At 71.5% G+C, this 21,175-nt stretch carries 14 protein-coding genes; 8 read left to right on the top strand and 6 right to left on the bottom strand.

Annotated elements, in window-relative coordinates:
* Positions 1–25: 25 nt before the first annotated feature.
* The 4 genes from IPJ59_RS06075 to IPJ59_RS06060 form a co-directional block, all read right to left on the bottom strand.
* A complete protein-coding gene (locus tag IPJ59_RS06075) occupies positions 26–1,207 on the bottom strand; it encodes an FAD:protein FMN transferase (protein ID WP_293249016.1) in 1,182 nt (393 codons plus the stop codon).
* 5 nt (positions 1,208–1,212) lie between these two features.
* Positions 1,213–3,879 carry a methyltransferase domain-containing protein gene (locus IPJ59_RS06070; RefSeq protein ID WP_293270145.1) on the bottom strand — a complete coding sequence of 889 codons (2,667 nt, stop codon included), beginning with the start codon at positions 3,877–3,879 and terminating at the stop codon, positions 1,213–1,215.
* Between the two features lie 58 nt (positions 3,880–3,937).
* A complete protein-coding gene (locus IPJ59_RS06065) occupies positions 3,938–5,401 on the bottom strand; it encodes an Ig domain-containing protein (RefSeq protein WP_293249022.1) in 1,464 nt (487 codons plus the stop codon).
* Positions 5,402–5,607: 206 nt separating this feature from the next.
* Entirely contained in the window at positions 5,608–7,032 is a 1,425-nt protein-coding gene (locus IPJ59_RS06060; RefSeq protein ID WP_293270143.1) for an aminopeptidase P family protein, read from the bottom strand.
* Between the two features lie 77 nt (positions 7,033–7,109).
* Here IPJ59_RS06060 and IPJ59_RS06055 point away from each other — a divergent pair, with 77 nt between their 5' ends.
* The 4 genes from IPJ59_RS06055 to IPJ59_RS06040 all read left to right on the top strand — a co-directional run bounded on the left by IPJ59_RS06055 (position 7,110) and on the right by IPJ59_RS06040 (position 11,479).
* The gene (locus tag IPJ59_RS06055) at positions 7,110–8,543 is read left to right on the top strand and encodes a glycosyltransferase family protein (protein WP_293270141.1); all 1,434 of its coding nucleotides are present in this window, start codon (positions 7,110–7,112) and stop codon (positions 8,541–8,543) included.
* 48 nt (positions 8,544–8,591) lie between these two features.
* Complete coding sequence (gene fbaA, locus IPJ59_RS06050) at positions 8,592–9,623, top strand: class II fructose-bisphosphate aldolase (protein ID WP_293270139.1); 1,032 nt, start codon at positions 8,592–8,594, stop codon at positions 9,621–9,623.
* 39 nt (positions 9,624–9,662) lie between these two features.
* Positions 9,663–10,277: an L-threonylcarbamoyladenylate synthase gene (locus tag IPJ59_RS06045; protein ID WP_293249034.1), complete on the top strand. Its 615-nt coding sequence runs from the start codon at positions 9,663–9,665 to the stop codon at positions 10,275–10,277.
* Positions 10,278–10,645: 368 nt separating this feature from the next.
* Entirely contained in the window at positions 10,646–11,479 is an 834-nt protein-coding gene (locus IPJ59_RS06040) for an SDR family NAD(P)-dependent oxidoreductase (protein WP_293270137.1), read from the top strand.
* Between the two features lie 335 nt (positions 11,480–11,814).
* Here the strand turns inward: IPJ59_RS06040 and IPJ59_RS06035 are convergent, their stop codons facing one another.
* Complete coding sequence (locus tag IPJ59_RS06035; RefSeq protein ID WP_293270135.1) at positions 11,815–12,105, bottom strand: VOC family protein; 291 nt, start codon at positions 12,103–12,105, stop codon at positions 11,815–11,817.
* A 264-nt stretch (positions 12,106–12,369) separates the two neighbouring features.
* Here IPJ59_RS06035 and IPJ59_RS06030 point away from each other — a divergent pair, with 264 nt between their 5' ends.
* Positions 12,370–13,932: a TROVE domain-containing protein gene (locus tag IPJ59_RS06030; RefSeq protein ID WP_293270134.1), complete on the top strand. Its 1,563-nt coding sequence runs from the start codon at positions 12,370–12,372 to the stop codon at positions 13,930–13,932.
* Positions 13,933–14,381: 449 nt separating this feature from the next.
* On the top strand, positions 14,382–15,179 hold the full coding sequence (locus IPJ59_RS06025; protein ID WP_293249054.1) for a TatD family hydrolase: 798 nt from the start codon (positions 14,382–14,384) through the stop codon (positions 15,177–15,179).
* Positions 15,180–15,181: 2 nt separating this feature from the next.
* Here IPJ59_RS06025 and IPJ59_RS06020 read toward each other — a convergent pair whose 3' ends face one another.
* On the bottom strand, positions 15,182–16,996 hold the full coding sequence (locus tag IPJ59_RS06020; RefSeq protein WP_293270132.1) for a pentapeptide repeat-containing protein: 1,815 nt from the start codon (positions 16,994–16,996) through the stop codon (positions 15,182–15,184).
* 58 nt (positions 16,997–17,054) lie between these two features.
* Between IPJ59_RS06020 and IPJ59_RS06015 the strand changes: the two genes are divergently transcribed.
* Together IPJ59_RS06015 and scpA are read left to right on the top strand one after the other, a co-directional pair.
* Positions 17,055–18,998, top strand: coding sequence for a methylmalonyl-CoA mutase family protein (locus IPJ59_RS06015; protein ID WP_293270130.1), 1,944 nt, complete (start codon positions 17,055–17,057; stop codon positions 18,996–18,998).
* Positions 18,995–21,166: a methylmalonyl-CoA mutase gene (scpA, locus tag IPJ59_RS06010; protein WP_293270128.1), complete on the top strand. Its 2,172-nt coding sequence runs from the start codon at positions 18,995–18,997 to the stop codon at positions 21,164–21,166. Before IPJ59_RS06015 ends, scpA begins: the two co-directional genes overlap by 4 nt.
* Positions 21,167–21,175: the final 9 nt, after the last annotated feature.

Below are 21,175 nucleotides of genomic sequence, written 5' to 3'. Positions count from 1 at the left end.
CGGCGCCGCGAAACGAGATCTGCGGTCAGCGCGGGCTGAACGGCGTTGCAGCGGGATCTGGCGCGGGTGCGGCCGGTTGTTTCGCGGCCGCATCACCGACCGGCGGGGCGTCGCTCGGCCAGATCAGGAGCGGGGCGAGGTCGCGGGAGACCAGGACCTCGCCGGAGCGAGTAACGATCACAGCCTCGAGCGGCGGGTGGGCCTCGACGTAGGCGAGGCCCTTCTCCGGGCCCATGACGGCGACGGCGGTCGCGTAGGCGTCGGCGTCGGTGGCGTCGTCGGCGAGGACGGTGATGCTCTGGGCGCTGCTACTTTCATCGAGCGGCCAGCCGGTGCGGGGATCGATGATATGGGCGTAGCGCTTGCCGTCGACCTCGATGAAGCGCTGATAGCCGCCGGAGGTGACGATCGCCCGGTCGCTGGCCGGGATCGCGGCGATGGAGCCGGGGCCGTCGGGGCGCTGGATGCCGACCCGCCACGGGGCGCCGGCCTTGGTACCGGAGACATAGGTGTCGCCGCCGCCCTCGACGATGTGGTGCATAAAGCCGTGCTCCTTGAGCACCTGCGAGGCGCGGTCGACCCCGTAGCCCTTGGCGATCGCGCCGAGGCCGACCTTCATGCCGGGGCGGGCGAGGCGGCCGCGGAGGGTGTTGGGGTCGAGCTCGATGGCTCGCCAGTCGACCAGGGAGAGCTTGGCGGCGACGGCCTCGCGGGTGGGCGGCACGGCGCCGGGCTCGAAGTGCCACAGCTGACCCACGCCGTAGAAGGTCGGGTCGAAGGCGCCGTCGGTGGCGTCGCAGATCATCTTGCTGCGCTGGAGCACCTCGAAGAGCTCGGGGCTGAGGAGACGCGAGGCCTGGCCGGCGGCGTTGTTGAGCTGCGAGAGTTCGCTGCTCGGGCGCCACTCGCTCATGATCTGCTCGATGCGCTCGATCTCCGCGAGGGCGGCCTCGATGGCGACGCCGGCGGCGGCGGGCGACTGCTCGCCGACCCACAGGTTGATCGAGAAGCGCGTGCCCATCTGATAGGCCTCGGCGTAGATCGTGCCGTCCTTGCGCACCGGCGGGGGCGGTGGTTCGGGGGCGACGGGGTCGGCATTGGCTGTCGGCGTGGCTGTCGGCGTGGCTGTCGGCGCGGGGGTCGGCGCGGGGGTCGGGCCACAGGCGACGAGCAGCAGGGCCCACCTGGCCTTGAGGACATGCGACACGACGCTCACTTCTTCTTCGGCGGAACGATCGGGAGCAGCGCGCGCGGCTTGAAGACGCCGCTCGGCGGCGGTGGCGGGGCCTTCGGGCGCGGCGGCGGGGCAGCGGCGGGGCGGGCGGCCACGGGCTCGTCGTCCTCGAGCGCCTCGGCGTCCTCGAGCTCGTCGAGCTCCTCGGCGTCCGCGGCGGGCACATCGGCCGGGACTGTGAGGTCGGCCAGCGCGGCGCTGAGGCTCGGCGCCGACGTGGGCTCGGGAGCCGACGTGAGCCCGGGCTCGGGAACCAACGCGGGCGTGGGCTCGCTGCCCGCGATCACTTCCGCGGCGATGGGCTCAGCCTCGCCGTCCTTCTCGGCTGTCTCTTCGGACAGGCGAGGCTTGGGCGGGGCGAAGACGTTGAAAGAGCCGGTGGTCGTCACTGCGTCGCCGGACCGGGACGGACGCAGGAAGCTGGGGCGCGGGGTGAGGCCGCTCGACTCCGAGGACGGCGGCCGCGGGGTGAAGCCGCTCGACTCCGAGGACGGCGGCCGCGGGGTCAGGCCGCTCGACTCCGAGGACGGCGGCCGTGGGGTCAGGCCACTCGACTCCGAGGGGCGACGCGCGGGCTCTGCGGCCGTGGCTTCGGCCGTGGGCGGCTGGAACTTGCCGCTCTCGCTCGTGGGCGGCCGGAAGGTCGGCAGCGCCGCGGGTTCGGCGGTCGTCGGCGGCTGAAACTTGCCGCTCTCGCTCGTGGGCGGCGGCCGGAAGGTCGGCAGCGTCGCGGGTTCGGCGGTCATCGGCGGCTGAAACTTGCCGCTCTCGCTCGTGGGCGGCGGCCGGAAGGTTGGCGGCGCCGCGGGTTCGGCGGCCGTCGGCGGCTGGAACTTGCCGCTCTCGTTGTTTGGTGGCCGCGCCGCGGGTTCGGCGGCCGTCGGCGGCTGGAACTTGCCGCTCTCACTGGTCGGCGGCCGGAAGGCGGGCAGGGGCGAGGGTTCGGGGGCCCGGCGGAGCGTGCCCCCGTCTTGGAGAGGCGAGCGGACGGGAAGGCGGGGGAGCTCGCTGTTGGCTTCGGGTGTGGGCTCCGACTCGTCCGGCGCCGGCGGTGTTGTCGGCCCCATCGCTGCGAGCTCTGTTGTCTCAGGCCCCGTCGCTTCCGGCTGTGTTGTCTCGGACTCGGTCGCTTCCGGCTCCGCCGCCGCCGCGATCGGGGTTGGCTCGTCGGGCTCCGGCGAGGTGCGGGCGGCGAGGTGCGGCTGCGACAGGCGAGCCGCGCGTAGGTCGTCGGCATTGAAGGTGGAGGTCGGGTCCGTGGCGTCCTCGGGCTCGTCGGGCTCGTCGGGCGGAGCGGGCGGAGCGGGCGGAGCGGGCGGAGCGGCCTGAACGTCCTTCACGCGGAAGGTTGCGGTCGGGTCGGGCAGGTCGTTGATGTCGGAGAAGTCGTCCTCGGCGACGGGCGGGCGGGGCTGCGGCGCGGGTGGCTTCTTGAGGGCGCTCAGGGCCCGCGCCGGCTCGGCGCTGCGGCGAGCGCTGCCGGCCTCGGCGCGGATCGGCTTGACCGGGGTCGCCACGATCGCCGGCGCGGTCGAGGTCGGCTCGGGGTCGTAGAGATCGTCGGTGATGATCGGGATCGAGGTGGTGACGGGCTTCTGGGCGCCGGTGCGACGGGCCTCGCCCTCGTCGATCTGGATGTCGAAGTCGAACTCGACGTCGCCGAATGGCGGGAGGCTCGGCTCGGAGACCCGCACGTAGCCGGCCGCGAGCCCGCCCCACAGCGCGTCGAGGCCGGGGTAGTGCCGCCAGTAGCGGGCCGCCAGGCGCGGGCCGGGGCTCTCGGTGCCCTTGGCCACGTGGATGTTCATCAGGCCGGCGATCACGTTCACGGCCAGGACGTGGCCGGTGTAGTAGGTGTCGATCGCCTCCTTGAGGCGCCAGAACAGCTCCTGGGGGCTGCCGTCCTTGCCGATCACGGCCTTCCACAGGCGCAGCGGACCGTGCTCGACCACCGGGGCGAACAGGAACTCGCGGCCGCTGGGGAAGAGCATCTGGAAGCGCTCTTGTTCGATGACGAAGTCGTCCTCGGCGACGCCTAGGCGGCGGACGATCTGCGCGAGCTGGGCGCCGGTCGGACGCAGCTCTCGCAGGCGCTCGAGCCGGCGCACCGCGGCGGTGAGGCCCGCGTCGCGCAGGACCTCGGCGAAGATATCCTCGACCTCGTGCCACGACTCTGCCAGCGGCAGGGTGGCGAGGATCCTTCCGCCGATCCGGTTGACGCGGACCATCTCGGCGAGCGCGGTGCCGATGTCGCCGGTGTCGCCGAGCACGAGGTTGGCGACGACCAGGTTGTAGCTGTCATCGGCCATCGCCGCGACGTCGTCGAAGTTTCCGGGCTTGAGGTAGACCCGGTTCTTCCACTCGGGACGCATCCGCGTCTTCGCCATCTCGATGAGCGTGTCATCAGGTTCGATGGCGAGGACGCGGGCGGCGGGGCCCAGCCGCGCGAGCAGCTCGGCGGTGGTGCGCCCGACGCCGCAGTGGATGTCGAGGGCGATGACATCGCTGGCGCCCGGGAGGTTGCGGACGATGAGTCGCGCGAAGCGGTCGTGCCAGATCGGTGCGATCTCGCGGTCGATCACCCGGGCGACCCGGCGGTCTCTCAGGCTGGCGGCTCCTCCTCCGCGGCTGTCTTGATTGCTCAAGCTGCGATGCTTCGCTGGCGACGGAGGAGGGGTGGATCGGGATTGCGGAGGGGACGTCTCAGTTGGCCGGCAGGGCGACCAGGCTGAAGTAGTAGTTGCTGCCGCCGCCGTTCTTGCGGACCAGATCGGCGCGCTTGGCCGAGTCCATCTCGTTGTTGCCGCAGTCGTCGCCGTTCGAGGCGATGCAGTAGTCGAACTGGATGTTGGCGACGAAGGCGCGGCCGCGGAAGCTATCGATGGCGACGTCGGTGATGCGGAGCGCGTGGGTGAAGCCGTCGAAGCCTTGGGCCGGGAACTTGCTGTTCGGGCTGGCGCTCACCGAGGCCATCTGCGACAGCGTGTTGTAGGCGAACACGAAGGCGTAGAAGCAGGTGTTGCCGGGGCAGGCGTTGACGGTGTCGGTGACGGTGACCTTGGGGTCCGGGACGTCGCTGCCGTAGGTGATGCCCTGGCCAGGATTGAGGACGACGACGCCAGGCTTGAAGCTGGCGAGGTTGCCGGTGTCCTCGCGCATGACGTCGTAGGCGGTGGGGGCCTGGACGTCCTGCGGGGCGCAGTAGGGCACGTAGGCCTTGAGGCTGGTCTGCGTGAAGGTGGTGATCCAGGCGTAGATGCCGAAGGGCAGGTTGGTGCTGACCTTGCCGCCCCAGGCGCAGCTGGCGGCGTCGAGGGTGAGGCCTGGGGGCTGCGAGTCGGTGACGCCGTCCCACTTCTTGTTGCCGTTGCCGCGGCCGGGGACGAAGGCGCAGGCGATCGGGCTGCCGTCGCCGCCGAAGATGATCTTGTCGTCCTGCAGCTGCTTGAGGGTGATGCCGAGGGGCACGCAGCCGTCGGGGAAGACCTTGAGCAGCTCGTCGGTGTCGACGGAGAGCGGGTCGCTGATGATGAGGTCGCCGCAGCTCACGGTGGTCTCGACGCCGCTGCCGTCGACGATCGTGATCTCGAGGGCGTAGGTGCCCTTGGTGGTGGGCGTGCCGCTGATGGTGGCCGAGGTGCCGTTGGCGGCGTCGGGCGTGAACACGAGGCCGGGCGGGAGGTTCTTGTAGGACCAGGCGTAGGGCACGACGCCGCCGGGCGCGGTGACCTGGAAGTCGGCGTAGGTGATGCCGACGAAGCCGTCCGGGGCGCTGCCCGAGTCGTCGACGCAGTCGATCATCGGCTGGTCCGGCGGGTTGACGGTGAGCTCGCCGCAGGTCTCGAAGACGCGGACGTTGCCGTCGCCATCGGTGACCGTGATCGTGAACTTGAACATGCCCTCTTCGGTGGGCGTGCCGGTGATGACGCCGTTGTCGTCGATCGTGAGGCCCATCGGCAGGCCCGTCGCCTCGAACATGAGCGGCGCCACGCCGCCGGTGACTTTCAGGTCGAAGGTGTAGGGCTGGCCGAGGACCGCCGACGGGACGTCCTTGCAGACGATCTGGATATCCTGCGGGAACCAGGGTGCCAGCTCTTCGCGGCTACAGCCGCCCAGCACGGTGCCGGTGAGGAGCCCAGAGGTCAGGAGCATGAGGCGGAAGTTCATCGTCGACTCCAAGCGGCGTCTGGCCTCCTGGCCATCACGCCTGGTCATGTTGAAGGTCATGCCACCCGCCAGGGCAGGTCGCGGGGCCAGGGTACCATGAGCGTCCGGCGCTTTACCAGGAAGCCGCGGGGTCTGGCCGGGGTCTGGCCGGGGCCGGGCGGGGCCGCTCGGGGCCGCCAATGGCAACCGCTCGGGCGAGCCGCCGCTCAGGCACTCACGCAATCCATCACGGCCTGGGCGGCCTTCGGGATCTCGGCGCTCAGGACCTCGGGGGCGCCGGAGGTGCAGCGTACGTCGTCCTCGATGCGGATGCCCCGCACGTCCGCGAAGGCGGCGAGGCGCTCGCGCTGGAGGGTCCCGTCGCGATCGAAGGGCCCGCACAGGGACGGGTCCTGCAAGATCGCGGGCACGAGGTAAAAGCCCGGCTCGATCGTGACGACCATGTCGACCGCGAGGTCGCGGTCGAGGCGCAGGTAGCCGAGGCCGAACTGCTGGCTGCGCACCCGTCCAGGCCCATAGCCGGCCCGGTCGCCGAGATCTTCCATGTCGTGCACGTCGAGCCCGAGCAGGTGGCCGACGCCGTGCGGGAAGAACAGGGCGTGGGCACCCCGCTCGACCAGGTTGTCGATGTCGCCCCGCAGGATGCCCTCGTCGACCAGGCCCCGCGTGAGCGTGCGGCAAGCTTGCAGATGCACGTCGCGGTAGCGCACCCCGGGCCGGACCTGGTCGATGGCGTCGATGTTGGCTTGTAGGACAATGTCGTACATGGCACGTTGGGTCGGGCTGAACTTGCCGGAGACGGGCCAGGTGCGGGTCACGTCGCTGGCCCAGCCGTGCAGCTCGGCGCCGGCGTCGACGAGCAGGAGATCTCCGGCGCGCATGTGCTGGTGGCTGTGCTCGTTGTGCAGGATCTCGCCGGCGACCGAGACGATGCTGCCGTAGGCCGGGACGGCGCCGTGGGCCGTGAACTCGCGCTCGATCGCGGCCCGGACCTCGCACTCGCGGCGGCCAGGGGAGGTGAGCGCCATGCCAGCGAGGTGGCCGCGGTGTGTGATCTGGATGGCGCCGCGGATGTGCGCGAGGGCGGCGGCGTCGTGGCTCAGGCGCACGCTGATCATGGCCTCGGCGAGCGCGCTGTCCGGCTCGCTCAGCGGGACGGCGCCGTGCAGCGACTCGTCGTGCAGGCCCCAGGGGCGGGCGAACAGGGCGGCCTGCTGGGCCCGGCTGCGCGGGTGGATGGCGGGGAGAGTGGCGAGCGCCGCGGCGCCGCCGTGGGCGACGATCGCGTCGGCCAGCTCGGCGAGCGGGCGGATCGCCTGGACGCCGATCGCCGCGGCGAGGGTGTCCCAGGTCGCGGAGGCGCCGAGCCACAGGGCGTCGTCGGGGGCCGGCGGGGTGGCGAAGATCTCCCACTCGTCGCCCTCGCCCAGCAGCACCGCGCCCGGCCAGGCGGTGCCCGTGAGGTACAGGAAGTGGCTGTGCGCGCGGTAGGGGTGGACGTTGGCGGCGTAGTTGCGCGGGCTCGGGTCACCAGCGAACAGGGCCACCGGCAGCTCGCCGAGCGCCGCCATCAGGCGTCGCCGACGCGCGATGAAGACCTCGGACCCCTCGATCGGCGGGTACACGGACATGCGGCATTTCTACCCCGCCGCGAGAGAAACCAGGAGCCCCTCCCCGGCGCGGCGCGGGTCGTCTACCCTCCCGGCCCGTGTCGACCCCGGACCCCTCCTCGAGCGTGCCCGCCGTGGCGGTGCCGCGTCCCGGCGTCGTGCCCTCGCGCCGCTGGCTGCTGTGGCTGACGGCGCTCGCGCTGCTGACCCGCCTGGTCTGGGTGCTCGTGGTCCACCCGCCGGGCAACTACGTGTTCAGCGACATGAACATGTATGTGAAACGGGCCACCGACCTCGCGGTGCACGGCCCGCGCAGCGGCGTCCGCGACCTGGCGTGGCAGGCCTTCGGCACGCACTACCTGCTCGCGGGGGTGTTCAAGATCTTCGGGCCGGGCGCGCCGTACCGGGCGGCCGCGGTGGTGTGGGGTCTGCTCGGGGCGGCGGCGGTGCCACTGACCTACCTGCTCGCCTGCCGTGTGCTGCCGACGGCGCGCCTCGCCGCGATCGCCGGGGTGCTCGCGCTGGTCTGGTATCCGAACCTGTCGACCACCGGCTTCTTCCTGTCGGAGACGCCCTTCCTGTGCGCGCAGCTGCTGTCGGCGTACTGGCTGGTGCGGGTGGTACAGGAGGGCAAGATGGCGTGGGCGGCGGGGGTCGCCTCGGCGCTGTGCTTCATGCTGCGCCCGCAGTCGGCGCTGTTCTTCGTGCTGGTGTTCGGGCTGTGGCTGGTGAACGTGCGCGGGCTGCCGTGGGTGCGCCTGCGTCAGCTGGTCGGCGTCGGGCTGCCGTTGATCGCAGCGCTGGCGTTCAGCGTGTGGCGCTACCACAGCCACACCGGGCGCTGGGACGGCATCGCCGAGAACGCCAACATGAACCTCACCGCCGGGCGCTGTCACAACATCGTGACCCAGGCGTTCAAGAAGAAGGCGGACCTCGACCGCAGCGCGCGGGCCAACAACACCAACGACGGTCGACGCGTGAGCTTGCCGAGCTACCGCACCCTGCAGGTCACCTTCCCGCCGGGCCACCCGCTCGCGCTCAATCCGGCGATGGAGGGCGAGACGATCCGCTTCGTCGGTTACATCGGCGACCCGTGGATCCACCGCGATCTGCGGCGCGAGTGCTACCGCCGCACCGGCCTGATCGGGCAGCTGCAGTACTCGGTCGTCAACCTGCTGCTGCAGTGGTTCATCTCGCGGCAGTGGCCCGACAACGCCAAGAACCGGCAGTACTTCTTGCCGCCCTCGGAGGTGTTTCGCTACGGTTTCCAGATCTTCGTGCTGGTGCCCTCGCTGCTCGGCGTCGGGCTCGGGCTGGCGCGCCTGCGCCGCACGCCGGCGACGGCCGTGCTGGCGCTATGCCTGTTCAACTCGATGCTGCTCGCGGCGGTGTTCTTCGGCGACGTCCGCCTGCGCACGCCGTACGACCCCTACGCGATCATCCTGGCCCTGCTCGCGGTGCACTGGCTGCTGACCCGCTGGCGCGCCCGACGTGCCCAACGTGCCTCACTGGGCGCGCCCGGCCCCGCGTGACCTCGCGTCGCGCCTGTGATACCCCTTGCCGCGCCAGGGGGACCCTCGATGCCCGTCGCCGACCACGCAACGTACTGCAACATGCTCGCCCACGCCCGGACGCACAAGTTCGCGTACCCGGCGATCAACATCACCTCGTCCAGCACGATCAACGCGGCGCTGGCGGCCTTCGCCGAGGCGAAGTGCGACGGCATCCTGCAGGTCAGCACCGGCGGCGGCGAGTTCGCGTCGGGCCAGTTCGTGAAGGATATGGCCCTCGGCGCGATCGCCCTCGCGGAGTACATCCACCGCGTCGCCGCTCGCTACCCGATCAACGTGGCGATCCACACCGATCATTGCCCGGCTGACAAGCTCGACAAGTTCATGCGCCCGCTGCTGGCCGAGACCAGGCGCCGCCGGGCCGCCGGTCAGCCGAACCTGTTTTCGTCGCACATGTTCGACGGCTCCGAGCTGCCGCTGGCTGAGAACATGAAGCTCGCCCGCCAGCTGCTGGCCGAGTGCGCCGAGCTGGAGCTCATCCTCGAGGTCGAGGCCGGGGTCGTCGGCGGCGAGGAGGACGGCGTCAACCACGAGGGCGCGCCGGCCGAGAAGCTTTATACAACGCCCGAGGACATGGTCGCGGTGGCCCGCGCGCTCGGCGAGGTCAAGGGCGGGCGCTACATGTTCGCCGCCACCTTCGGCAACGTGCACGGGGTGTACAAGCCCGGCAACGTCAAGCTCAAGCCGACGATCTTGCGCGACGGGCAGCGCGCGGTCGAGCAGGCGCTCGGCGCCGGCGCCCGCTTCGACCTCGTGTTCCACGGCGGCTCCGGCTCGGAGCTCGCCGACATCCACGAGACCCTCGAGTACGGCGTCATCAAGATGAACGTCGACACCGACACGCAATATGCGTACACCCGCCCGATCGCCGATCATATGTACAAGAACTACGACGGCGTGCTGCGCATCGACGGCGAGGTCGGCAACAAGAAGCACTACGACCCGCGCGGCTACCTCAAGGCGGCCGAGAAGGGCATGCAGGCCCGCGTGAAGCAGGCCTGCGTCGACCTCCGCGCGACCGGCACCACCCTGCATCGGTAGCGCCCACCAATCGCCAGTAGAGCCGCGAGAGCTGAGATCATGCGCGTCCACGTCGAGCCCGAGCGGCCCAATCCCCGCAAGCTGCAACCCGCGCTCGACGCCCTCCAGCGCGGTCAGGTGATCGTCTACCCGACGGACACCGGCTACGCATTCGGCTGCGCGCTGTCCAGCGTCAAGGGCATCGCCGCGATCCGCAAGCTCAAGGGCCTCGACGAGCGCTCGCACAAACCACTGACGATGATCGTGACGGCGCTGGCCGAGGTCGGTCGCTACGGGGTGATGAGCAACTCGCACTTTCGCCTGATCCGCCGCCTGCTGCCCGGGCCCTACACGCTGATCCTGAAGGCCGCGTCCGACGTGCCGCGCAGCATGTACAACCGCCACCACGAGGTCGGCATCCGCATGCCCGACCACCCGATCTGCAACCTGCTGGTCGGCGAGCTCGGCGAGCCGCTGCTGACCGGCTCGGTCACCCCATACGACGACGGCGTCCCGGAGCTCGAGGAGCCCGAGCTCTACGAGCAACGCTATGCTCGCGAGGTCGCGGTGCTCGTCGACGCCGGTCCGCTGTGGCCCGACCCCTCGACCGTGCTGCGCTTCGTCGACGGCGAGGTCGAGCTGGTCCGCCAGGGCAAGGGTGAGTACAGCCCATGAGCTCTGGGTGTCTTTCCCCCCCCCACGGGGATTCGCCCGGGGTGGGCCTCCTGGGGTCGCCCCCCCCCCCCGCCGCACCCCCGCTCTACCGGCTGGCCCGCGGCTGGCACAGCGCCGCCGCCGGCAGATCTCGTTGCGGGCGGCACCCGCGGGTCCGCGCGCAGCTTCGTCAGCGTGGTGATCCGCCCCCCCCCGCGGTGGGCCCCACTTCTGCCCATCTCGTAGCGGCGCCGCCTGCACGCGATCCGCGGCACCTGCTGCCACCGCCGCCGCTGCCTCGACAGGCGCGGCGATCCGCGGCACCTTGCGGTCATGCACACCGCCGCCGCTGCCTCGACAGGCGCGGCGATCCGCGGCACCTTGCGGTCATGCACGGCACCACTGCCCCGACCATCCTCGTCACCGGCGCCACCGATGGCATCGGCCGCGAGACCGCCCGCGAGCTGACCCGCCGCGGGGCTTCCGTGATTGTCCACGGCCGCAACGCCGAGCGTGTGGCGGCCACCGTCGCCGAGCTGCGTACGCTCGGCGGCGCGGTGCCCGAGCCCGTGATCGCCGACCTCGCCAGCCTGGCCGCCGTCCGCGACATGGCGGCCGAGCTCGCCGCCCGCGACGTTCACCTCGACGTGCTGCTGCATAACGCCGGCGTGTACATGAAGCGGCGCGAGCTCAGCGTCGACGGCTTCGAGATGACCCTCGCCGTCAATCACCTCGCGCCCTTCCTGCTCACGCACCTCGTGCTCGCCAGCAGCGTCGGCGCGCAGCTGCGGCGGGTCGTCAATGTCAGCTCGATGGCCCACAACCGCGGCCGCATCGACCTCGCGGACGTCCAGCTGCTGCGCGGGCCCTTCAACAGCTACGCCTCGTATGCGATGTCCAAGCTGGCCAATGTGCTGTTCACGGTGGAGCTCGCGCGCCGCCTGCACGCTCGCGGCGTCACCGTCAACGCGCTGCACCCGGGGGTCAGCTCGACCAAGCTGCTGACCGAGGGCTTCGAGATGGAGGGCAGTGATTCGCTGGCCGACGCGGCCGCGACCTCGGTGGCGCTGTGCCTGGACCCGGCGCTGGCCAGCGCGACCGGTGGATATTATGTGCGCAGCAAGCCCGCGCCGATGCACGCGGCGGCGCGTGACGGCGAGCTGGCGCGGAGGTTCTACGAGCTGAGCGCGCAGTGGACCGGGGCGACGCCGCTGCCCGGGTGAGGCACGGCGGAGATCCGGAGGATCCGCGGTTCGCGGCTGGCGTTCAGGCGCCCAGCCCTTGCGTCCCAGAAAAGCCCCTGACTGGGGGGGGTTGGTCGGGTCGAAAAAATCATCCGGGCCCTGTTCATATTCACTGTATCTCGTCTTCGTGCCCGCCACCGCCGCGAGGTCGGAGGCGCCTTGAACACAAGCTCGGTGCCGGCTGCACCGGCGACGTGGACCTGAGGCGCTGCGGCATGGGAGATCCCCGGGGCGCAGGGGCTGCCTGTGCGGCCGCAGGGCAAGCTCGGCCAGGCCCTGACGCAGCACGAAGCCGTGCCGTCGGGGTCCTGACCCTAGCGGCCCCCGGTTCCTGCTTCATCTCCCCCCCCGTCAGTTCGGTCGCTATCGATGTCGCGGGTGTTGATCAGCAGGCCCTGCACGCCGCCGGGGCGCATGGTGTCGAACCAGGTGACCAGGGTCAGGGTCGTCTGGGCGCCGGGCGGGCCCACGTTGATCCACCGCATGTCGGGGCCCATCGGGGTGTCGCGGTGGACCTCGAAGCCGAGCACGTCGCGGTAGAAGGCCAGCGCGCGCGACTGGTCGGCGACCGGGACGGAGACAATGCCAATGTGGTCGATCTGCATGACGCATGCATCGCGCGATCTCGCGCGCCATGTCCAGCGTCGATACCCGCGTACACGCCCATCCAAGGGCTCTGCGGGCTTAGATGGTTGGATAAATATGGCGATGTCTGGCGCAGAAAATCCCTCGCACGGCCGCCAGCCTCATTTCCAAGTCGTTGAAATTATGGTGCATCGTCGCCTGAGTTCTCGACGGCCCGCGATCTGCTCTCCAGACCTGGCATCGGCGCCGCGATGGTCGCGGCCCGCCTCGCTGGAGCGCCCGTCATGGCCAACGTCGACCTCTTCTCCAACCTGTTCAAGCGCAAGCGGCCCGCGCTGGCGACGGACGCCGTCAACGCGGCCGGCGGCGCGGCCTACCAGCGCAGCGACGCCCAGGCGCTGGCGCAGTACGTGGCGACCGGCTGTCTCAGCAACACCTTCTACGCCTCGGCGAAGGATCAGCTGGCGGAGCTGCAGCGGCTGGCGCTGCTGGCCCCGGCGCCCTTCGTGGCGCGCGCGGCGGTCTACGCCCGCGAGCAGGGCTTCATGAAGGACACGCCGGCGCTGCTGCTGGCGGTGCTGGCGTCCCGCGACGGCGCGCTGTTCGAGGCCGTGTTTCATCGCATCTGCGACAACGGCAAGATGCTGCGCAACTTCGTGCAGATCGTCCGCTCCGGCGCGACCGGCCGGCGATCGCTGGGCTCGCGGCCCAAGCGGGCGGTGCAGCGCTGGCTCAAGAATCGCAGCGACGCGCAGCTGCTTGCGGCGAGCGTGGGCGACTCGCCCTCGCTGGCCGACATCGTCAAGATGGTGCACCCGCTGCCGGACACGCCGGCTCGCCGGGCGCTGTACGCCTGGTTGCTGGGCCGCGACCACGCGACGGACGAGCTGCCGGCGGCCGTCCGCGAGTTCGAGGACTTCAAGGCTGGCCGCACGCGCACGCCGCCGGACCTGCCGTTTCAGCTGCTGACCGCGCGGCCGCTCGACAAGCACCAGTGGCGAACGATCGCCGAGCGGGCGCCGTGGCAGATGACGCGGATGAATCTCAACACTTTCCTGCGCCACGAGGTCTTCGACGATCCCAAGCTGACCCGCAAGATCGCCCAGCGCCTCGCGTCGCCGGAGCAGATCCAGCGCGCCCGCGCCTTCCCCTACCAGCTGCTCATGGCCTACAAGCAGGCCGACCCCAAGCTCCCGCGGATCGTCCGCGAGGCGCTGCAGGACGCCATGGAGGCGGCGATCGCCAACGTGCCGGCGATCGACGGCAAGGTCTATCTGCTGCCCGATGTCTCGGGCTCGATGCACTCGCCCGTGACGGGCCGCCGCAAGGGCGCGACCACGCAGGTCCGCTGCATCGATGTCGCGGCGCTGGTCGCCGCGGCGTTCCTGCGCCGCAACCGCGACGCCGAGCTGCTGCCCTTCCACGACCGCGTGCTCCGCTGCGAGCTCAAGGCGGCGGAGGGCGTCATGAAGAACGCGGCCACGCTGGCCGGCCTGCCCTCGGGCGGCACCGACTGTTCGGTGCCGCTGCGCACCCTCAACGAGCGCAGGGCGCGGGGCGACCTGGTGATCTTCATCTCGGACAACGAGTCGTGGATCGACGCGAAGGGTCGCGGCCGGGCCACGGGCGTGATGCGCGAGTGGGAGGCCTTCCGCGCCCGCAACCCGCGGGCCAAGCTGGTGTGCATCGATGTCCAGCCGTCGGCGACCGTGCAGGCGCCGGACCGGCCCGACATCCTCAACGTGGGCGGCTTCTCCGACGCCGTCTTCGAGCTGGTCGCCGCGTTCGCCCGCGGCGGCCTCGGCCCCGACCACTGGGTCGGGGTGATCGACGCCCTCGCCCTGTAAACTAGCACTGGGCGAGGGCCCTGATTTGGGCCGCGAATGCTCGCCGGGACTACATCCTTTCACGATACCGCGTCCCGGTGAAATCTCGTCGCGACCCGCCACGAATGCGCGGGTGACTACAAGGTTCATGTCACCCGCAATCCTCGTCGTGGCACCTTTCGACTTTGACCGCGAATGCGGGCGAAACTACATCTTTAAGCAGACGGGATCCCGGTTCGACCCCGGGCCGCTCCATTCCCACGATCGACTTGTGGGGCGGTAGCTCAACGGTAGAGCACGAATGTTTCGCCCACCCTCGTCGCGGTCACCTTTTCCCGGCGCCGTCACGTGTGCACGGCCTCGACATCGCGCGGCAGGGCTCGCCGCGGGGCCTTCGCCCAACAGCGATGGCCCCACGGCGAGCGCGAGCTCTCGTGGTCCTGGCCCAAGTGAGTTATCCTGCCGCGGCCATGGAGCTCGTCGACATCGGGGTGAATCTCGGCCATCGATCGTTCGCGGCCGACCGCGAGGCGGTGATCGAGCGCGCCCTCAAGTCCGGCGTGCGCACGATGATCTGCACCGGCACCAACGTGCGCGGCAGCCAGGAGGCGCTGGCCCTGAGCGGCCGGCGACCGGGCGTCCTGTTCGCCACGGCGGGCGTCCACCCGCACGACGCGGCCCGCTGCGACAACACGACGATCGCCGCGCTGCGCTCGCTGGCGGCGCGCCCGGCGGTGGTGGCGATCGGCGAGTGCGGCCTCGACTTCAACCGCGACTTCTCGCCGCGGCCGGTCCAGGTCGAGTGGTTTCGTCGCCAGGTCGCGCTGGCGAAGGAGCTGGAGCTGCCGCTGTTCCTGCACGAGCGCGACGCGGCCGCGGCCTTCCTCGAGGTGCTCGACGCGGAGCGACCGGCGCCCGAGACGGTCGTGGTGCACTGCTTCACCGGCGACGCGCCGACGCTGCAACAGTACCTGCGCCGCGGCTACAACATCGGCATCACCGGGTGGATCTGCGACGAGCGCCGCGGACAACACCTGCGCGCGCTGGTCAAGCAGATCGACCGCACGCGCCTGCTGGTCGAGACCGACGCGCCCTTCCTGACCCCACGCGACCTCCGACCCAAGCCCGCCGACGGGCGCAACGAGCCGGCCTTCCTGCCGCACGTGGTCCACGCGATCGCGGCCTGCCGCGGCGAGGCGGCGGTAGAGCTGGCCGCGGCGACCACCGCCAACGCGCGCCGCGTGTTCCCGCGGCTCGGCAGCGGCTGAGATCAGTTGGGCGCGCTGGGAGCAGCGGCCTTGAGCTCCTGCACGACCGCCGTGACGCCGGCTGCGTCGGGGGCGGCGCGCAGGCGGGCGAGCGCGTCGCGGTTGCGCTGCTGGGCGGCGTCGTTCAGGCCGAGCTTGGCGGCGTATTCGGGGGCATAGACGCCGAGCCACCAGAAGCCGGCGTTGCGGACCGTCGGCACCGCAGGCAGCGTGGCGGACTCGAGGTCGGCGAGGGCGAGGTCGGCCTCACTGATGTCGGCGCTGGTCAGGTCGGCCTGGGCCAGGTTGGCGCCGTGAAGCAACGCGCCGGCGAGCTGGGTCTGCTTGAACACGGCCTTCTTGAGGACCGCGCCGCTGAGGTCGGCGTTGGTGAGGTTGGCCTCGGCGAGCACGGCGTCGGTGAGGTTGGCCCGGTGGAGCACGGCGCTCGCCATGTTGGCGGCCGTGAAGTCGCTGCGCGCGAGCAGGCTGAGCGACAGGTCGGTGCCGACGAGGTTGGCGCCGGGCAGGCGAGCGTCGTACATGGTGGCGCTGGGCATGCGCACCCGCGGGAGCTGGATCCGCGAGAGGTCGGCGCCGGAGATCTGGATGTGCGCGAGGTAAGCGGGCGAGAGGTCGATGTCGCTGAAGTCGACGTTGGCGGCGGCGAGGTAGCGGACCAGCTGCTCCTGCTCGGGGCTGCGGAGCTCGGCGGAGAGGGTGTTCTCGCCGGTGACGAAGTCGGCGTTGACGCCCCGGTACGGCGCCAGCTGGGAGATCGCGATCGTGATGAGGTTGGCGGTCGTCGTGCTGAGCCCGCGCTTGCCGTCCTGCGCGGGCGAGCGGTCGCTGTTGATGACGCCGAGGATCTCGCGGGCGGTGGCCTGGCGGCGCTCGGCGATGCTGAGGGCGACGGCGATCTTCTGCTGCTGATCGTCGAGCGCCATCTGTCGGTCGGTCTGCTGGAGCTGGCGCTCGATGAGCTGGTTCTGCGCGTCCATCCGCTCGACCTGCATGTATGAGGTGAGGAACACGGCGAAGCTGATCGCGCCGCCGAGCACGGCGAAGAGGGTGCTCATGGCCATGACGCGGAACACCGCGGCGACCGAGAGGCCGGCGATCTCCTCGGCGGCGGGGCGGAGCCGTCGCAGGTGCTCCCACACCTCCGGCAGGGCCGCGAGGTCGCGGCTCCACAGCATCGCCATGAGCCGCTGGCTGAGCCCGGGCAGCTCGCTGCCGGCCTCGCGCAGCATCGCCATGCCGTGGGCCTGCAGGCGCTTGCGCCGGCGCTCGAACACGTAGTTGCCGATGAGAATGCCGAGCAGGCAGGTCAGGACCAGCGTGACCATGCTGCTGACCACGAACCACATCGACTCGAGCTTGAAGGCGACCGAGATCACCAGCGCGAACACGACGCCGAGCGCCATGCCCTTGAGCATCGAGGGCTCGGTGAACCACAAGATCAGGCGGACGATCGGGTTGCGCGAGGGACGAAACGGCTTGCTGGCCGAAGGGACAGGTGCTGGCGGGCGCGGCTCGGGCGGCGAGTAGGCCGGCTGCGGCGGATACACGGGCTGCGGCGGGTACACGGGCTGCGGAGCGGCGTGCACGACGTTGCCGGGTTGCACGACGTTGCCGGGTTGCACGAAACCGCCGGGCGGCACGAAGGCTCCCGGCTGCGCTGGACCGCCACCCGCGGGCACGAAGCTGCCCGGCGGCGGATGCCCCGACGCGGGCACGAAGCCCGGCTGCGGCGGATGACCGACCACCGTGGCTTGCGGCGGCCGACCGTCGGGCGAGGGAGGCGTGGAGGAGGGCGGCGTGGGTTCGTTGGTCATGGCCCGGCGGGGCCGCACTATAGCTGCATCGCCGGGGCCGGCGTATCATCGCGGCGCCGTGAACCCTGACGCTTCCATCATCGCGAGTGTGCCCGAGTCGGCCGCGCGCGCGCAGGCGCTGGAGGCCTGGCGCGCGCAGGCCTTGAAGGAGCTGCAGGGGGCGCCGCTCGAGCGCCTGACCACGCGCAGCGCCGAGGGCCTACGCATCGAGCCGCTGTACTCCGCCGAGCCGACGGCGCTGCCGGGGCGCGAGCTGCTGCTGGCGCGCGCGAGCTGGGCGGTGTGCCCGGAGTATCGCCAGCCGGCGGTCGCGGACGCGGCGGCGGCGATCGCCGCCGACCGTGGACGCGGGGCACAGGCGACGTGGATCGAGATCGACGAGCGACTGGCGGCCGGGGTCAGCGGGGCCCCGCCGCCGGTCGGCCGCCACGGGGTCGTGCTGCGCGACGCGGACGAGCTCGGCATGCTGCGGGCGGCGATCGAGCCGGGCACGCCGCTGACTCTGGCGATCGGCGCCGCGGGGCGAACGATCGCGGGCTGGCTCGCGGGCTCATCCAAGCCGTTCACGGGGCTCCTGGGCTGCGACCCGCTCGGGGCGCTGGCGCGGCGCGGCGCGCTGGGCTGGTCGATCGAACATGCCCTGCAGGACATGTCGCATGTGACAGGTTGGGCCCTGGCAGCGGCGCCGGGGCTGCGCACGGCGCTGGTCGACGTCGGCGCGTATCAGGAGGCCGGGGCGACCTGCGCCGACCAGATCGCGGCGTTGCTGGCGACCGGGGCGGCGTATCTGCGCGCGCTGGTCGCGGGGGGTCTGGGTGTGGCGGCGGCGGCCGGGCAGCTCGGCTTCGCGGTGGCGGTGGGGCGCGACCTGTTCCTCGAGATCGCCAAGCTGCGCGCGATCCGGCTGACGTGGGCGCGGCTCGTCGCGGCCTGTGGCGGCGACGCGGCGGCCCAGCGCATGCACCTGCACGTCCGCGGCTCGTGGCGCGAGCGGACGACCATCGATCCATGGGTGGGGTTGTTGCGCGGCACCGGCGAGACTTTTGCGGCGGCGATCGGCGGGGCCGACTCGATCGCCACGACGGCGATGGACGCGGCGTTCGGCGAGCCGGGCGAGCTCGGTCGGCGCATGGCCGTCAACACCCAGCTCGTGCTCGCCGAGGAGGCGCACCTCGGTCGCGTGGCCGACCCGGCCGGCGGCTCCGGCTACGTCGAGGCGCTGAGCGACCAGCTGGCGCGCGCCGGCTGGGCCCGCTTCCAGGCGATCGAGGCCGCGGGCGGGATGGCGGCGGCGCTACGCGCCGGGCTGGTGCAGGGCTGGGCCGCCGAGACGGCGAAGGTCCAGGCCCAGGCGGTCGCGAGCGTGCGCTTGCCGATCGTCGGGGTCAGCCGCTTCGCGGCGGCGCACGAGCGCAGCACCGGGGCGACGGCGATCGTGGATCGACTCACCGACGATCTGTCTGAAGGGACAGGTGCTGACATTCTCGATGCAGCTCGTGAGCTGTCCGAAGGGACAGGTGTTCGGGTGCGGCTGGGGCCGGCGCGCGAGCAGGTGACGGCGCTGGCGCGCGCGCGGCTGTCGGAGCCCTTCGAGCGGCTGCGGGCGCGGGCGACGGGCGAGACGGTGGCGCTGGTGGCCGTGGGCGAGCCGGCGCAGTGGCGCGGGCGGGTCGAGTTCTGTCGCGCCTACTTCGCGGTCGGCGGACTCGTGGCGGTCGAGACGGCGGGGGCGCTCGGCGTGGACGAGGTGGCGCGGCAGTTCGCGGCGAGCGGGTCGCGGGTCGCGGTGATCTGCTCGGCCGACGCGGTGTATGCCGACGCGGTGCCGCGGCTGGTGCCGGCGCTGCGGGCCGCCGGGGCCGCGGTGGTGCTGCTCGCGGGGCGGCCGAAGGAACTGGTGGAGGCGATGCAGGCCGCGGGCGTCGACCTGTTCGTGCAGCTCGGCGGCGACGCGGTCGCGCTGCTCGGCGAGCTGCAGGCTCGGCTGGAGGTGCGCACATGATCGACTTCCCCGACTTTGCGAAGCTGGACTACGACGCCACGCCGACCCCGAGCGCGAGCGCCTGCGAGGCGCCTCCCGTGTGGCATACGCCCGAGGGTATCGAGCTGGCGTCGCGACGCGGACCCGAGCTGCTGGCGGCGATCGACCCGGCGTTCTTGCGGACGCAGCCGGGCCTGCCGCCGTACACGCGCGGGCCCTACGCGACCATGTACACCCAGCGGCCGTGGACGATCCGTCAATATGCGGGGTTCTCCACGGCCGAGGAGAGCAACGCGTTTTATCGCCGCAACCTGGCGGCCGGGCAGAAGGGCCTGTCGATCGCGTTCGACCTGGCGACGCACCGCGGCTACGACTCGGACCACCCGCGCGTGGTCGGCGACGTCGGCATGGCCGGCGTGGCGATCGACTCGATCCTCGACATGCGCGTGCTGTTCGCCGGCATCCCGCTCGACCAGATGAGCGTGTCGATGACGATGAACGGCGCGGTGCTGCCGATCCTAGCGCTCTACATCGTCGCGGCGGAGGAGCAGGGCGTGGCGCCGGCGCAGCTCAGCGGGACCATCCAGAACGACATCCTCAAGGAGTTCATGGTCCGCAACACGTACATCTATCCGCCGGCGCCGTCGATGCGGATCGTCGCGGACATCTTCTCGTTCACGGCGCAGCACATGCCGCGCTTCAACAGCATCAGCATCTCCGGCTATCACATGCAGGAGGCCGGGGCGACGGCGGACCTCGAGCTGGCCTACACGCTCGCCGACGGCGTGGAGTACATGCGCACGGGGGTCGCCGCGGGGCTGGCGATCGACGCGTTCGCGCCGCGGCTCAGCTTCTTCTGGGGCGTCGGCATGAACTACTTCATGGAGGTCGCCAAGCTGCGAGCGGCGCGGCTGCTGTGGTCGCGGCTGGTGGCGAGCTTCGGCGCGAAGAACCCGAAGAGCCTGGCGCTGCGCACCCACTGCCAGACCTCGGGGTGGAGCCTGGCGGCGCAGGACCCGTACAACAACGTCGCGCGGACCTGCGTGGAGGCGATGGCGGCGACGCTCGGCGGGACGCAGTCGCTGCACACCAACGCGTTCGACGAGGCGCTGGCGCTGCCGACCGACTTCTCGGCCCGCGTCGCCCGCAACACGCAGATCTACTTGCAAGAGGAGACGGGCATCGGCCGGACGATCGACCCGTGGGGCGGCAGCTACCACGTCGAGCGCCTGACCTGGGACCTGGCAGCGAAGGCGTGGGCGCTGATCGAGGAGGTCGAGGCGCTCGGCGGGATGGCGCGGGCGATCGAGCAGGGGCTGCCCAAGCTGCGCATCGAGGAGGCCGCCGCGCGGACCCAGGGGCGCATCGACAGCAAGGCGCAGACGGTGGTCGGCGTGAACCGCTACCAGCGGACGCACGAGGATCCGATCGAGGTGCTCAAGGTCGACAACACGGCGGTGCGCGCGGCCCAGCTGGCGCGGCTCGAGCAACTCCGCCGCGAACGCGACAACACGGCGGTGGAGGTGACGCTGGCCGCGTTGACGCGCTGCGCCGCGGGCGAGCCGGGCAACCTGCTGGCGCTGGCGATCGCCGCGGCCCGGGCCCGGGCGACCGTCGGCGAGATCAGCCTCGCGCTCGAGCAGGTGTGGGGCCGACACCAGGCGCTGACCCGCAGCGTGCACGGCGTGTACAGTTCGGCGGTGAGCGACGCGCACACGATCGAGGCCGTGCAGGAGCTGACGGCCAGGTTCGCGGCCGACGAGGGCCGACGCCCGCGCCTGCTGGTCGCCAAGATGGGCCAGGACGGCCACGACCGCGGGGCCAAGGTGATCGCCACAGCGTTCGCCGACATGGGCTTCGATGTCGACATCGGCCCGCTGTTCCAGACGCCGGAGGAGACGGCGCTGCAGGCGGTGGAGAACGACGTGCACGTGGTCGGAGTGTCGTCGCTGGCGGCGGGGCACCTCACGCTGGTGCCGCAGCTGCAGGCCGCGCTGGCGCGGCTCGGCCGCGGCGACATCATGCTCGTGGTCGGCGGCGTGATCCCTCCGCAGGACCACGAGACGCTGCGAGCGATGGGCGTGGCCGCGGTGTTCGGACCAGGCACCGTGCTGACGACCGCGGCGGAGCAGATCGTTCTGGCGCTGGCGCGACAGCTCGAGCTGCCGCTGGCCGACGCGAAGACGTGAGGCCAAGAG

Origin of the sequence: Nannocystis sp. (assembly GCF_016714285.1) — a bacterium.
Taxonomy (GTDB): Bacteria; Myxococcota_A; Polyangia; order Nannocystales; family Nannocystaceae; genus Nannocystis.
The sequence above is the reverse complement of the archived record's forward strand: the minus strand, read 5'-3'. Positions and strand labels throughout refer to the sequence as shown.